The 13410-nt window shown below is 74.6% G+C and carries 12 protein-coding genes; 7 read left to right on the top strand and 5 right to left on the bottom strand.

The genetic code is table 11. The features are described from left to right. Positions 1–81 precede the first annotated feature (81 nt). Together HD595_RS21695 and HD595_RS21700 are read left to right on the top strand one after the other, a co-directional pair. Complete coding sequence (locus tag HD595_RS21695) at positions 82–2040, top strand: sensor histidine kinase (protein WP_253771773.1); 1959 nt, start codon at positions 82–84, stop codon at positions 2038–2040. After that, positions 2040–2687 (top strand): response regulator transcription factor, encoded by a 648-nt coding sequence (locus HD595_RS21700; RefSeq protein ID WP_253771775.1) that lies wholly within the window; start codon positions 2040–2042, stop codon positions 2685–2687. Before HD595_RS21695 ends, HD595_RS21700 begins: the two co-directional genes overlap by 1 nt. Positions 2688–2738: 51 nt before the next feature. On the opposite strand, the gene HD595_RS21705 is transcribed toward HD595_RS21700, so the two are convergent. After that, entirely contained in the window at positions 2739–3893 is a 1155-nt protein-coding gene (locus HD595_RS21705; RefSeq protein ID WP_253771777.1) for an epoxide hydrolase family protein, read from the bottom strand. A 63-nt stretch (positions 3894–3956) separates the two neighbouring features. On the opposite strand from HD595_RS21705, the gene HD595_RS21710 reads away from it, so the two are divergent. Continuing rightward, positions 3957–4934, top strand: coding sequence for a helix-turn-helix transcriptional regulator (locus HD595_RS21710; protein WP_253771779.1), 978 nt, complete (start codon positions 3957–3959; stop codon positions 4932–4934). A gap of 1 nt (position 4935) precedes the next feature. On the opposite strand, the gene HD595_RS21715 is transcribed toward HD595_RS21710, so the two are convergent. Further along, positions 4936–5556: an MFS transporter gene (locus HD595_RS21715; protein ID WP_253771781.1), complete on the bottom strand. Its 621-nt coding sequence runs from the start codon at positions 5554–5556 to the stop codon at positions 4936–4938. A 72-nt stretch (positions 5557–5628) separates the two neighbouring features. On the opposite strand from HD595_RS21715, the gene HD595_RS45965 reads away from it, so the two are divergent. After that, positions 5629–7755: an alpha/beta hydrolase-fold protein gene (locus HD595_RS45965; protein WP_301309556.1), complete on the top strand. Its 2127-nt coding sequence runs from the start codon at positions 5629–5631 to the stop codon at positions 7753–7755. A 7-nt stretch (positions 7756–7762) separates the two neighbouring features. On the opposite strand, the gene HD595_RS21725 is transcribed toward HD595_RS45965, so the two are convergent. The 3 genes from HD595_RS21725 to HD595_RS21735 are packed head-to-tail and all read right to left on the bottom strand — an operon-like array spanning position 7763 to position 10515. Then, complete coding sequence (locus HD595_RS21725) at positions 7763–8908, bottom strand: glycosyltransferase family 2 protein (RefSeq protein WP_253771783.1); 1146 nt, start codon at positions 8906–8908, stop codon at positions 7763–7765. Further along, positions 8909–10018: a polysaccharide deacetylase family protein gene (locus HD595_RS21730; RefSeq protein WP_253771785.1), complete on the bottom strand. Its 1110-nt coding sequence runs from the start codon at positions 10016–10018 to the stop codon at positions 8909–8911. It abuts the gene before it with no gap. Continuing rightward, on the bottom strand, positions 10015–10515 hold the full coding sequence (locus HD595_RS21735; RefSeq protein ID WP_253771787.1) for a hypothetical protein: 501 nt from the start codon (positions 10513–10515) through the stop codon (positions 10015–10017). Before HD595_RS21735 ends, HD595_RS21730 begins: the two co-directional genes overlap by 4 nt. Positions 10516–10801: 286 nt before the next feature. Between HD595_RS21735 and HD595_RS21740 the strand changes: the two genes are divergently transcribed. The 3 genes from HD595_RS21740 (at position 10802) to HD595_RS21750 (ending at position 13094) form a co-directional block, all read left to right on the top strand. Beyond that, positions 10802–11008: a hypothetical protein gene (locus tag HD595_RS21740; protein WP_253771789.1), complete on the top strand. Its 207-nt coding sequence runs from the start codon at positions 10802–10804 to the stop codon at positions 11006–11008. A 174-nt stretch (positions 11009–11182) separates the two neighbouring features. Further along, entirely contained in the window at positions 11183–11908 is a 726-nt protein-coding gene (locus HD595_RS21745; RefSeq protein ID WP_253771791.1) for a P-loop NTPase family protein, read from the top strand. Between the two features lie 286 nt (positions 11909–12194). Continuing rightward, positions 12195–13094, top strand: a complete 900-nt coding sequence (locus tag HD595_RS21750) for an aminoglycoside phosphotransferase family protein (protein ID WP_253771793.1) — start codon at positions 12195–12197, stop codon at positions 13092–13094. Positions 13095–13410 lie beyond the last annotated feature (316 nt).

Below are 13410 nucleotides of genomic sequence, written 5' to 3' on the forward strand. Positions count from 1 at the left end.
GCGTCATGAGCCGCCGGTCCCGATCCGGACGGGACTTCTCGTCCCGTGACGGCGGGACAGCCGGATGGGACGATGCACCTCATGAGGGACAGGTCGGTTCGGCGGGCCGCCGCGGCGGCGGGGCTGCTCGTCGTCCTGGTCGCCGCCGCGCTGGCGGTCGAGCCGCGGCTGCGCGCGCTGGGCGTCACGGGGATGGTGGAACGCTTCGACGCCTTCCGCGCCGTGGCCGCGCTGTCGTTCGGCGTGCCGGGCCTGTTCGTGGTGGCGCAGCGGCCGGGATGCCGGGTGGGCTGGGTGATGGTGTTCGCCGGAGCGGCCCAGGGCCTGGGGGTGGCGCTGGGGGCGTACGGGCTGCTGGGCATCAACGAGAGCGGGGGCCTGCCGGGGGACGACTGGGCGATGTGGGTGTCCAACTGGCTGTGGATGCCCGCCGGCCTCGTCGTGCCGACGATCTTCCTGCTGCTCTTCCCGGACGGGCGGCCGCCCTCGCGTCGCTGGTGGCCCGCGATGGCCGTGGCGGCCGTCGCGATCGCGGCCAACACGCTGGACTGGATGCTGCGCCCGGTGCCCTACGAGAACGTCCCGGGCATGTTCCCGGCCGGCTACGCGGGCGTGCTGGCCGGTCTGCGCGGCCTTCCCGACGTCCTGGACGTGCCCGTCGCCGTGTGCACGGCCGGCGCCGTCGTCGCCGCGGTCGCCTCGCTCGCCGTCCGGTACCGCTCCTCCGGCGAGGAGGTGCGGCGGCGGCTCCAGTGGGTGCTGGCCGCCGCGCTGCTGACGGTCGCCCTGGCGGGGGTGGCCCTCGCGGCGCCCTGGGGCGCGGTCGTGATCGCGTCGGCGGCCGTGCCGCTGCCGGTCGCGGTGTCGGTCGCGATCGTGGCCCACCGGCTGTGGGACCTGGACCTCCTGCTGTCGCGGGCGCTGGCGTTCGGGGCGCTCAGCGTGGCGTTGCTGGGGACGTACGCGCTGGTCGCGTTCACGCTCGGCGGGGTGCTGGGCTCGGGCGCGTCGGCCGTGCTGGTGGCGCTCGTGGTGCACCCCCTGTACGTCCGGGTCCTGGGGGCGGCCAACCGCCTGGTGTACGGCGAGCGGGAGGACCCGGCGCGGGCGCTGCGGCGGCTCGGCACGCGGCTGTCCGACGCGGGCTCGCCGGGCGAACTGCTGGACCGGATGGCCGCGGAGGTCCGCCGGGTGTTGCGCGTCCACTACGTGGCGGTCGAGGAGTCGGGGGTGGTCGTGGCGTCCTCGGGCCGTCCCGGCGAGGTGGCCGAGAGCGTCCCGTTGCTGCACCGGGGCGAACGCGTCGGCACGCTGCTGCTGGGCGAGCGGCTGCGCGCCAGGGACCGCGGGCTGGTGGGGGAGCTGGCGCCGCACGTGGCGGTGGCCGTGCACGCCCACCGCCTCGGCGCGGACCTGGAGCGGTCCCACGGGCGGATGCTGGCCGCCCGCCAGGAGGAGCGCGACCGCCTCCTGTACGAGCTGCACGACGGGCTCGGGCCCGGCCTGGCCGCCCTCGCGCTCCAGACCGACCGCGGACGCCGGCTCGTGGACACCGATCCCGACAAGGCCAAGAAGGTGATGAGCGAGCTGTCCCAGCGCATCCGCGCCACGGTCGAGGACGTCCGCACGATCGTCAACGACCTGCGCCCGCCGCCCCTGGACGACCTGGGCCTGGCCGGGGCGCTGGCCGAGCTGGGCAGGGGCTTCGCCGGTGACCTCACGGTCGAGGTGGAGGTCCCGCCCGACCTGCCCGCGCTGCCGCCCCCGGTCGAGCTGGCCGCCTACCGGATCACCGCCGAGGCGCTGACGAACGCCGTACGGCACGCCATGGCCTCGCGGTGCACGGTCACGCTGAGCGCCACGGACACCCTGGAACTGCGGGTGCGCGACGACGGCGTGGGCGTCGGCGCGCCCGTCCGGCGCGGCTTCGGCCTGGCCTCGATGCGGCGCCGCTCGGAGGAGCTGAACGGCACGTTCGAGCTGCTCACCGGCGACGGGCCGGGCACGCACGTGCTCGTGCGGCTCCCGCTGGCGGCCTGATGATCAGGGTGCTGGTGGTGGAGGACCATCCGGTGTTCGCCGAGGGGCTGGTCGCGCTCCTGGACGAGCTGCCGGAGGTGGACGTCGTGGGTGTGGCGGGCACCGGCGAGGCCGCCGTCGAGCTGGCCGCCGAGACGGCGCCCGAGGTGGTGCTCATGGACCTGCACCTGCCGGGCATCAGCGGCGTCGAGGCCACGTCCCGGATCGTCGCGCGGCATCCCGGGGTGGCGGTGCTGGCGCTGACCATGCTGAGCGACGACGAGACGGTCATGGCCGCGATCCGCGCCGGCGCCCGCGGCTACCTGCTGAAGGAGTCGACGGGGGAGGACATCGTCCGATCGGTGCGGGCGGTCGCGGCCGGCCAGGTGGTGTTCGGCGCCTCGGCGGGCAGCCGCGTGCTGGCCGCCCTCGCGGCGCCCTCCGCCCGCGCCCGCCCGCTGCCCGAGCTGACGGACCGCGAGGCGGAGATCCTCGGCCTGGTCGCCGCCGGCCTCAACAACCGGGCCATCGCCGAGCGGCTGGTGCTGAGCGAGAAGACCGTGCGCAACCACGTGTCGAACATCTTCGCCAAGCTGAACGTCTCCGACCGGTCGGCGGCGGTGGCCCGTGCCCGCGACGCCGGGCTCGGCGCCCGCCGGCCCTGGTGAGGCGGGGGAGGCGTCCTCAGGCCGGGGAGGCGTTCTCAGGCCGACGCGTACTCAGGCTAGGGCGCGGAAGAACGCCCGGAGATCCTCGATCATCAGGTCGGGGGTCTCCAGGGCCGCGAAGTGGCCGCCGCGCTCGAACTCCGACCAGCGCACCACGTTGTGCGCCAGGTCGGCCAGCGGGCGGACCGAGAAGTCCGTGGGGAACACCGCCACCGCGGTCGGCACCGTCCCGCGCTCCTTGGGCGCCCACATGGTGACGTCGTTGAACCGCTCGTAGTAGGTGTGCGCCGCCGAGCCCGCCGTGCCGGTGAACCACCAGATGCTCACGTCGGTGAGGATCCGGTCCCGGTCCACCGCGTCCTCGGGCAGCTCGGCGGCCGGGTCCGTCCAGTCCTTGAACTTCTCCACGATCCAGGCGAGCTGACCGGCGGGCGAGTCGTGCAGCGCGGCCGCGACCGTCTGCGGGCGCGTGCCCTGGACCTGCATGTACGCGCCCAGCTTCTCCTGCCACTCCTTCATTCCGGCCAGCCGCCCGCGCTCGGCCTCGGTCAGCGACCCCATGACCGCCGGATCGCCGTTCGGGAACGTGAGCAGGCCGTTGACGTGCACGCCGATGACGTGGTCCGGCGCGGCGCGGCCCACCAGCGGCGCGATGAACGCGCCGACGTCGCCGCCCTGCACGCCGTACCGGTCGTGGCCGAGCCGGGACATCAGCTCCGCCAGCGCCGCGGCGGTGCGGCCGTCCGTCCAGCCGGTGCCGGGCAGCGGCCCGGAGAAGCCGTACCCCGGCAGCGACGGGATCACCAGGTGGAAGGCGTCGGCGGCCGCGCCGCCGTGGGCCACGGGGTCGGTGAGCGGGCCGATGAGGTCGAGGAACTCGACGACCGAGCCGGGCCAGCCGTGCAGGAGCAGGAGCGGGGTGGCCTCGGGCTCGGGGGAGCGGACGTGCAGGAAGTGCAGCCGCGCGCCGTCCACCGTGGTGGTGAACTGCGGGTACGCGTTGAGCGCCGTCTCCTGGGCGCGCCAGTCGAAGCCGTCGGCCCAGTGGGCGGCGAGCTCCCGCAGGTATCCGGTGGGGACGCCGCGCTCCCAGCCGGTGCCCGGCACCTCGGGGGCCCAGCGGGTACGGCGCAGCCGCTCCCGGAGGTCGTCGAGGTCGGCCTGCGGGATCTCGACGCGGTACGGGTGGATCTCGGTGTTCGTCATGTGCGTCACGGTATGAGCCATTGGTGTCAGGTTCGGGCACCAATGGCGGCGACAATGGCGGGCATGGTGGAGACTTCCGCGCGGCTGCTGCGCCTGCTGTCGCTCCTGCAGGCGCGTACGGACTGGACCGGCGCCGAACTCGCCGACCGGCTGGGGGTCGGCCTGCGCACCGTGCGGCGCGACGTCGAACGGCTCCGCGAGCTCGGCTATCCGGTGGACGCCACCCCGGGTGCGGCGGGCGGGTACCGGCTCGGGGTGGGGGCCGCGCTGCCGCCGCTGCTGCTCGACGACGAGGAGGCCGTGGCCGTGGCGATCAGTCTGCGCACGGCCGCCACGGGCAGCGTCGCCGGCCTGGAGGAGGGGGCGGTGCGGGCGCTGGCCAAGCTCCAGCAGCTCCTGCCGTCACGGTTGAGGCACCGGGTGGAGGCGTTCCGCGCGGCGACCGTGGCGCTGCCCGGCGCCGCCGGTCCGGAGGTGGGCGCCGACCTGCTGGCCGCGATCGCCGCCGCGTGCCGCGACCGGCGGCGGCTGCGGCTGCGCTACCGGGGGCGGGACGGCGTGACCCCGCGCGAGGTCGAGCCGCACCGGCTGGTGCACACGCCGCGCCGGTGGTACCTGGTGGCCTGGGACGTGGCCAAGGACGACTGGCGCACCTTCCGGGTGGACCGGATCGAGGAGCCGCTCGGGCCGCCGGGGGCGCGCTTCACGCCGCGGATGCCGTCCGGGGAGGACGCCGCCGCCCGCGTCTCGCACGCCATCACCTCGGCGCCGTACAGGTACCAGGCCCGGGTCCTCTTCCACGCCCCGCTGGAGGCGGTGGCGCCGAGCACGTCGCCCGCCGCGGGACGGCTGGAGGCCGTGGACGCGCGTACCTGCCTGTTCACGGCCGGCTCCGACTCGCTGCGCGAGCTGGCGGCGCACGTGGCGGTGAAGGGGTTCGACTTCGAGGTGCTGGACCCGCCGGAGCTGGTCCCGGTCCTGCGGGAGGTCCGCGACCGTCTCGACCGCGCCGCGACCGCGTCTGACCGGGATTCCGGCTGACCTACGTGCGCGGCAGGACGAGCGCGGCGGCGGCCATCACGCCCGCGGCGGCGAACAGGGACGCCCGCGCGCCGGCCCACGTCGCGACCAGCCCGCCGAGGAGGATGAACAGCGGCTGGGTGACCGTCGTGGCGAACGACCACAGGGCGGCCACCCGGGCCATCAGGTGGTCGGGGGTCTGCGACTGGCGATAGCTCGTCATGGTCGAGTTCGCCGCCCCGGCGAACAGGAGCACCATGCCGAACCCGAACCCGCACATCAGCAGGCCGAGCGGCCCCGGCACGGCAGCGGGGATCAGGAAGTACCAGGGGCCGCGCAGCATGCTCGCCCACCACAGGGCGCGCACCGCGCCCAGCCGGGCCACCAGCCGCGGCGCCAGCCTGGCGCCGGCGAAGCCTCCCAGCGAGGGCACTCCCATGAGCAGCCCGTACTGCCAGGCCTCGAAGCGCAGGTCGCGCAGGTAGAACACGGCGGAGACGGACGCCCCCATCGAGCTGGCGCCCGCGAAGGCCACCCAGCTCACCAGGATCAGCCGGATGACCGGATGCTCCCGGGCGAACCGCCAGCCCGCTGTGCCGTAGCCGGAATCACCGGCAAGTCGGACGATCCAGGACGTTGACACCGTATCCCCCGCACCAGGAAACTCTCCTGCAACAGTCGACGCCCAAGCTGTAAACGTTTACGGGAGATGCCCATGCCCAGGTGGAGCGGCGCCGGGATCCTGGCCGCCCTCGCGTTGGTCGTCCTGCTGGCCGTGCCCGGCGAGGCCGATGTGAGGGCGCCGAAGGGCGGGACCCTCACCACGGGGTCCGCGCCGTCCAAGGCCCTGGGCGAGGACATCGCCTTCAACCTCTACCTGCCGTACGGCTACGACACCGGCCACGAGCGCCACCCCGTCCTCTACCTGCTCCACGGCCGGGGCGACACCATGCAGGCGTGGACCCGGGTCAAGGACACCCTCGACCAGATGATCCGGACCAGGCGGATACCACCCGTCATCGCCGTCATGCCCGACGCGCCGTGGAGCGAGCGCGGAAGCTGGTACGTCGACAGCCAGTACACCGGCTCCGACCTGCCGGGACGCCCGGTGGAGACGGCCCTGGCGCGCGACCTGGTCGCGTACGTGGACGCGACCTACCGCACGGCGCCCATCCGCGAGGCCCGCCTGGTCGGCGGCTACTCGATGGGCGGCGCCGGGGCGCTGCGCCTCGCCCTGGCCCACCAGGACGTGTTCGGCTCGGCCATGGTGCTCAGCCCCGCCGTCTACACGCCGCTGCCGCCGTCCGACTCCTCCGCGCGTGACTACGGCGCGTTCGGGAGGGGTGGCGAGAAGTTCGCCGACGAGGTGTACCAGGGCCTCAACTACCCGGCCCTGCTGCCCAAGCTCGACCCCGACCGGCCCGTACGGCTCTTCGTTGCCGTCGGCGACGACGAGTACGCCAACCCGGCGGCGGCCGACGCGCACCACGACCTGGACTTCGAGTCGGCCGCCCTCTACAACGCCGCCCGCAGGTCACCGGCGGTCTCCGCGCAGTTGCGCGTCCTCGACGGCGGCCACGACTGGACCGTCTGGTCACCCGCCTTCGAGCAGGCCATGGCCGAGCTGGGCCCGGCGTTGAGCGTCACGCCCCCGGCCGGGCTCCCCGGCCCGCTGCTCGGCACGGCCGCCGCCGACTGGGCCGGCGGCGTCGCGGCCCACGCCGACGGCACGGTCACCACCGGGTTCGCGGCCGGCGGGCCGGTGGCCGGTCAGCCGTACGGCGGCCGGCTCGACGCGGTGATCACCAGCACGGGGGCGCGGAGCTGGACGCGGCAGCTCGGGACCGCCGCCGACGAGCGCCTGTACGGCGTGGCGGCGCTGCCCGACGGCGGCGTGCTCGCCGCCGGGTACACCAAGGGCGACCTGGACGGCCGCCACCCCGGCAACGCCGCCGACGACGCGTTCGTGGCCCGGCTCGGCGCGGACGGGACCGTCCGGTGGATCACCCAGTTCGGCGACCCGGCCGTGGCCGACCGGCTCTACGGCCTGACCGCCGCGCCCGACGGCGGCGCGTACGTGGCCGGCTACACCAAGGGCGCGCTCGACGGCCCGAACAGCGGCGACAAGGACGCCCTGCTCGCCCGCCTCGCCGCCGACGGCCGGCTCTCCTGGGTCCACCAGTACGGCGGCGCGGGCGAGGACAAGGCGTACGGCGTGGCCGCGGACGTCTCCGGCGTCTACGTCACCGGCAGCACCACCGCCGCCCTGCCCGGCACGAGCGCGCTGGGCGGCCTCGACGGCTGGATCGCCGGGTACGCGCCCGACGGCGCCAGGCGGTGGGCCACGAGCGCGGGCGGCCCAGGCGACGACCGGCTGAACGCCGTGGCCGTCACGACCGCGGGCCTCGCGGTCGCCACCGGCGCCAGCGGCGGCGACCTGGTCGCCATCGCCTACACCGGCACGGGCCGGCAGCGCTGGACCGCCGCCGTCGCCACCCCCGCCGCCGACGAGGGGGCCGCCGTGGCGCCCCTGCCGGGCGGCGAGGTCGAGGTCGTCGGCCACACCAGGGGCCGGGTGGGCGTGATGGCGGGCGGCGCCGACGTCCTGACCGTCCGCCTGGACGGCAGGGGGCAGCGGAAGGCCGCCGCGCAGTTCGGCACCGCGCGGGACGACGCCGTCGACCCGTTCTCCGAGCCCAACCTGTACGCCGCGGCCACCCCCTCGGGGAAGGTGGCCGTCTCGGGCCTGACCTACGGCGCCCCGGCCGACGGCGCCGCGCCGGGCAACGGCGACGTCTTCGTGGCCGTGGTCGAGCCGTCCACCGGCCTGCCCGCCTCCTGACCCGGGGTCAGATCCGGGCGCCTTCGGTGGGGGGACCGCCGAAGGCGCCCTCGCGGCGGATGGTGTGCCAGCGCAGCCGTACGCCCAGGACCGCCGTCGCCACCGACTGGATCACCACCAGGTACATGAGCTGCCGGTAGACGAACTGCTGCAACGGCAGCACCCACAGCGCGGAGACCCGCTCGCCGTCGAGACGCAGCGCGTACCAGCCGGTCAGCGCCTGCGCCACCACGAACGCCGCCCACACCGCCACCACCGGCAGCGGGTCGCCCAGAACGGTCTGGTAGACCGCCATGAGGTCGACGACGGGGGCCAGCAGCGGCAGCACCACCTGGAACATCGTCAGGTAGCCGAGGCAGCGCCGGCCGAACGGCCCGCGCTCCAGCACCGCGCGCCGGTGCTTCCACATGGCCTGGAGCGTTCCGTAGCACCAGCGGTAGCGCTGCTTCCAGAGCTGGCCGAGCGACGTGGGCGCCTCGGTCCAGGCCAGCGCCCGCTCCTCGTAGACCACGCGCCACCCGAACCGGCACAGCGCCATGGTCAGGTCGGTGTCCTCGGCCAGCGTGTCGGTGCTGACGCCGCCGAGCGCCACCAGCGCCGAACGGCGGAACGCGCCGATCGCGCCGGGCACCGTCGCCATGCAGTCGAGCAGCTCGAAGGCCCGCCGGTCGAGGTTGAACCCGATGACGTACTCCATGTGCTGCCAGCGCCCGATCATGCCGCGCCGGTTGCCCACCTTGGTGTTGCCGCTGACCGCGCCGACCGACGGGTCGGCGAGCTGGCGGATCAGCCGGCCGATGGTGGCGGGCTCGAAGACGGTGTCGCCGTCCACCATGATGATCAGCTCGTGCCGGGCCTGCGTGATGCCGGTGTTGAGCGCGGCCGGCTTGCCGCCGTTGGGCCGCCGGATGACCCGCACGTCGGCGTACCCGGGCGCGGCGGCCAGGGCGGCGGTGTCGTCGGTGGAGCCGTCGTCGACGACCAGCACCTCCACCTCGCCCTCGTAGTCGGTCTCCACCAGCGAGCGCACCGTCGCCTGGATGCCGGCCGCCTCGTTGTAGGCGGGCACGATCACGGTGACGGGCGGCGGCGCGGACCAGATGGGGGCGCGTCCCTTCCGCCGCTTGCCGCCGCGCGTGCGGCGGGCGTGCAACTACGCCAGGACGGCGAAGAACGTCAGCCGCGCCAGCGTCAGCGCGCCGGCGGCGAACAGCACCCACGACAGCGCCCCGGTGAAGGCCGCGGCGGCGCGCTGGGCGGCGTTGAGCACGGTGCCGGCGAACCGGTCCATGCCGTCGGCCCGCCGGTGGGCGGACGGCATGCCGAGCGCGCCCGTCACCGTGACCGCCCGGTAGCCCTTGCCGGACAGCTCGGTCAGGACCCGGTCGAGGCCCTCGACGGTCTGCCGCCGGTCACCGCCCGAGTCGTGCATCATGACGATCGCCCCGCGTCCCCGTGAGGGCAGCGCCGATGCGGCGATCCGGTCCGTTCCCGGCCGGGCCCAGTCGCGGGTGTCGAGGTCGGTCAGCGCGACGAGGTACCCCTCGGCGGCCAGCGACCGCATGCCCTCCCACTGCGGGACGGTGATCGCGGCGGGCGTCGAGGAGTACGGCGGGCGGGCCAGCGTCGTGTGCAGGCCGGTGGCGCCCGCGAGCGCTTTCTGCGTCAGCGACAGCTCCAGCCTGAGCCGCCAGCCGGGCACGGAGGCGAGGTCGGCGTGGGTGTAGGTGTGGTTGCCCAGCTCGTGGCCCTCGGCGACGATGCGCCGGGCCAGCTCCGGGTACTGGGCGACCTTCGAGCCGACGGTGAAGAACGTCGCCTTGGCGCCGTGCTTCTTGAGCACGTCCAGGACGCGCGGGGTCCAGGCGGGGTCGGGGCCGTCGTCGAAGGTGAGCGCGATCGTCCGGCCGGCCGGGTGGGCGCTGGAGGGGGCGCCGGCGGTCAGGTTCAGCACGGGGCCGCCGCGCCGGGCCCTGGCCAGCTCGGCGGAGGGATGGTCGGCGGCGGGCGGCGCGGCGTGGGTCTCGCCGGTGACGCCGGTCACGTACCCGTCGAGGGTGAGCGCGGCGGCGACGAGCAGCAGGCCGACGGCGAGCATGAACCAGTGGCCGCGCGGGTCCGCGGGACGCCTGGCGGCGGGTTCGGGGAGGACGGCGGGCTGGGGGAGGGTGGCGGCCGGTGGTTCGGGACGCCGGCCCGCGGCGGGGTCCTGCCAGGCGGGGACGGGCGGAGGGGGCCGGACGCGGACGTCCTGGGCTGTCACTTCTTGGGGCCCTTGGTCCGGTCCGGGTCGAGACCCGGCGGGATCCGCCTGGTGGGCGTCGGGTCGGCCGTCGTCTCGCCGGGCGTGGGCGCCGGCTCGGCGGTGGGCTCCTCGGACGGCTCCGGCCGCTCGGTCGGCTCCTGCCGGGGTGTGGGCCGCCGCGTCGCGCTCTGCTTGGGCGTGGGCCGCCGGGACGGCGTGGCGGTCCTCGTGGGGGTGGGGGTGGGCCGCGCCTGGACGGGGGAGGGCGTCGGGCGCCTGGTCGAGCTGGTGCGGGGAGTCGGCGAGCGGTGGGGCGAGGCGGCGACGCCTTCCGGCTGGTCGCCCGGCCATCCGCTGACCGACAGTGTCGTACGGGAGAACGCGCCGCCGATCACGACGGCCAGCACCCCGATGGCCAGCACGCTCGACACGATCCCGACCACCATGACCAGCCGTCGGCGACGGCCGCTCTGGTCGACGAAGACGGCTGTGGTGGAGTGCTGCTCAGGTGACACGCTGAGTGATGGTAGTGGTCGCTGACAACTTGTGGGGAAATTTGGGCTTTAACGACGAGCGATCGTCATCTGACGGAGAGCCGCCGACGGCGCCCGATCTTGTCCTGTTGGACGGGTGGATGTCCTGCTATGCGGCTCTATGGCGGTTATGACGCTCCGTGTCGTCGCCCGCCCCGAACCGACGGCCCGCGTCCGGCCGTGCGCGGAGAAGTGTCGGTGGGGTCTGCCACGATGCCGTCGAGACTCCCGAACCAGGGCGCTGGTGGCCGCGCCGCTCGGCATGGCCATGTCCGGGCCGTTGGCGGCGGCGTGGGGCGGTGACACGGTGCTCGCGCTGAGCGCGGGGCTGGACGTCGTCTTCACGGTCGCGACGCTGCTGGTCCCGGCAGTGTGGCGGGTACGCGACGATCTCCCGGACGCGACGCCGCCCGAGCTTGCCGATGGCCCCGAGGAGGCGGAACGCGACGGGGCCGGGACCGCGGTCTCCCGTTGAGCTGTCATTCCTCGGTATGTCAGCCCACGGTCTGATGCGCGCCCCGGCGAAATGCGCGAGAGTGTCACCGCCGTACCTGAGGCGACTTGAGCCGCATGTCCAGTCGCGGGAGTCGAAGTGGAGGAGACCGGAGTGCACGCCCCACGCAAGAGGTCGCGCGAGAGATCGCGCAGGATGTGGGCACGGGCCGCCGCCGCCCTGGCGACGCTGCTCGCCGCCGCCGTGGCCGGAGTCGCCGCGGCCTACCCCTCCGTCGCGGCGACCACCTGTCCCGGCTGCTACGGCCTCACCGAGCTGGAACCCGGCGTGTACGCGGAGAAGAGCCTGTCCGGCGAGCAGCGGCAGCGGATCCACCGCACCGTGGCGGCCGCCCGCGACCGGATCGAGGGCTTCTACGGCACACCGGTCAGCTCGCCCCGCCTGCTGGTCTGCGTGACCGACGCCTGCTATGCCCGCATCGGCGGCAAGAAGGAGCGCGGCATCGCGATCCTCAACCGGTCCGTCATGCTGTCGCCCCGAGGGCTGGACACGGTGATCGCGTCCCACGAGATGTCCCACGTCGAGCTGCACGCCCGCCTCGCCGGCGGTGTGGAGGTGCCGCAGTGGTTCGACGAAGGACTGGCGGTGGTGGTCTCCGACGACCCTCGCTACCTGCGTCCCGAGGCCGCGGGTGACCGCTGCACGACTCCGCCGACCGGTCCGCTGCCCGTGACGCTGGAGCAATGGCTGGCGGCGGCCGGCAAGGACGCCACCACGTACGCCAAGTCGGCGTGCCAGGTGCACCGCTGGCTGCGGTCCCACGACGACCGCCAGGGCCTCTTGACCTTGATCCAACGACTGAACGCGGGCGGGTCCTTCGCGTCGGAGGTGAGCACGGCCCCCATCCCTCCGACCGAGTGACCCGTGCCAGGCCACGGCACTGTCGAAACAGCCCAGCGGTGATCGGCCAGCCCAGCGGTGATCGACCAGCCCAGCGGTGATCGACCAGCCCAGCGGTGATCGAGCGGCCGGCGCCGCCCGCGCCCAACCGCGGCTGGCCGGCTCAGCCGTGGCTGACGAGTCGTGGCATGGCCGCCAGTTCCGGCGTGACTGACGACGCCTCCCGGGAAAACCGGTCGACAGACTGGTTCCCGACGCCATGTGATGGCCCCGACTGCCCGTCGCACGCTGATCACAGGAGCTGCTCATGGCCACCGCGAGAACCACGGACACCAGTCCCTCGATCAGCGACGAGCTGGCCAGGCGCCTGGTAGATGAGCAGTTCCCGCAGTGGGCCGGGTTGCCCCTCAAGCTGGTCGACCCCGCCGGCTCCGACCATGTGATCTACCGGCTGGGCGAGGAGCTGTCCGTCCGGTTGCCGCGTCATCCAGGCGCCATCCGACAGGCCAGGAAGGAGGCCGAGTGGCTGCCTCGGCTCGCCCCGCGGTTGCCCTTGGCCGTCCCGGCGCCCGTGGCAGTGGGTGAGCCCGGCTGCGGCTATCCGTGGCAGTGGGCGGTGAACCGGTGGCTGGAGGGCGAGGTGGCGACCGTCGAGGCGCTGTCCGGCTCATCCGCGGCCGCCGTCCAACTGGCGGAGTTCCTGACCGCCCTCCGGCGATGCGCGTCGGAGGACGTCTCACCCGGGAATCTCGACGACGCGCTCATGGCCCGGCCGTTGGCCGACCGGGACCGCGCGACACGGGCCGCCATCGCGCGGGTCGACGGCGCGTTCGACGGTGCCGCCCTGACCGAGTTGTGGGACGCCGCGCTGAACGCGCCCGGATGGGACGGCGCTCCGGTCTGGGTCCACGGCGATCTCCATACCGGCAACCTGCTGACCGTCGACGGCCGCCTCAGCGCGGTCATCGACTTCGGCGAGCTCGGCATCGGCGATCCGGCCTGCGACCTGACCATCGCGTTCACCCTGATGTCGGCCGGGAGCCGGGCCGCCTTCCGTGCCGCGCTCGGCGTGGACGAGGCCACCTGGACCCGAGGCCGCGGATGGGCTCTGGCGACCGGCCTGAACGCCTACACCTTCTACGCCGCCGCCAACCTCCGCGTCGCCGCGCAGACCACCCGTCAGATCACCGAGGCCCTCATCGGCTAGGTGCACGGCTCCCCGGCTCAGCGTTGCAGGGGTGGGCGATCGAGGGCCGGCCGCCCAGCACCGCGAACGCACCCGTGTCCGCGGCTGGAGAGTCGCTCGTGTCCGTGCCAGGAGATCCGTCCGCACCCGTGGCCGTGACCCACCCGCACCCGTGGCCGGTGATCCAGCCGCTTCGAACGTCGGCTGATCTTGACCGCCACGGCCTGACGGCCGCACCAGCCGCCGCCGCCCGTGATGCGCCACCAAGCGCTCGTGGTTGCGACCTCTCACAGCTCGCGACGCCCCTGCGGGAGGGACGCCCCTGTGGGAGGGACGC

The sequence above is a fragment of the Nonomuraea roseoviolacea subsp. carminata genome (assembly GCF_024172185.1).
In the GTDB taxonomy this organism is placed as follows: Bacteria; Actinomycetota; Actinomycetes; order Streptosporangiales; family Streptosporangiaceae; genus Nonomuraea; species Nonomuraea roseoviolacea.

Bases quoted from the DNA above. Each gene is read 5' to 3' on its own strand.
- HD595_RS21695 (WP_253771773.1), top strand. From the start codon at position 82: ATGAGGGACAGGTCGGTTCGGCGGGCCGCCGCGGCGGCGGGGCTGCTC.
- HD595_RS21700 (WP_253771775.1), top strand. From the start codon at position 2,040: ATGATCAGGGTGCTGGTGGTGGAGGACCATCCGGTGTTCGCCGAGGGG.
- HD595_RS21705 (WP_253771777.1), bottom strand. From the start codon at position 3,893: ATGACGAACACCGAGATCCACCCGTACCGCGTCGAGATCCCGCAGGCC.
- HD595_RS21710 (WP_253771779.1), top strand. From the start codon at position 3,957: ATGGTGGAGACTTCCGCGCGGCTGCTGCGCCTGCTGTCGCTCCTGCAG.
- HD595_RS45965 (WP_301309556.1), top strand. From the start codon at position 5,629: ATGCCCAGGTGGAGCGGCGCCGGGATCCTGGCCGCCCTCGCGTTGGTC.
- HD595_RS21740 (WP_253771789.1), top strand. From the start codon at position 10,802: ATGTCCGGGCCGTTGGCGGCGGCGTGGGGCGGTGACACGGTGCTCGCG.
- HD595_RS21745 (WP_253771791.1), top strand. From the start codon at position 11,183: ATGTGGGCACGGGCCGCCGCCGCCCTGGCGACGCTGCTCGCCGCCGCC.
- HD595_RS21750 (WP_253771793.1), top strand. From the start codon at position 12,195: ATGGCCACCGCGAGAACCACGGACACCAGTCCCTCGATCAGCGACGAG.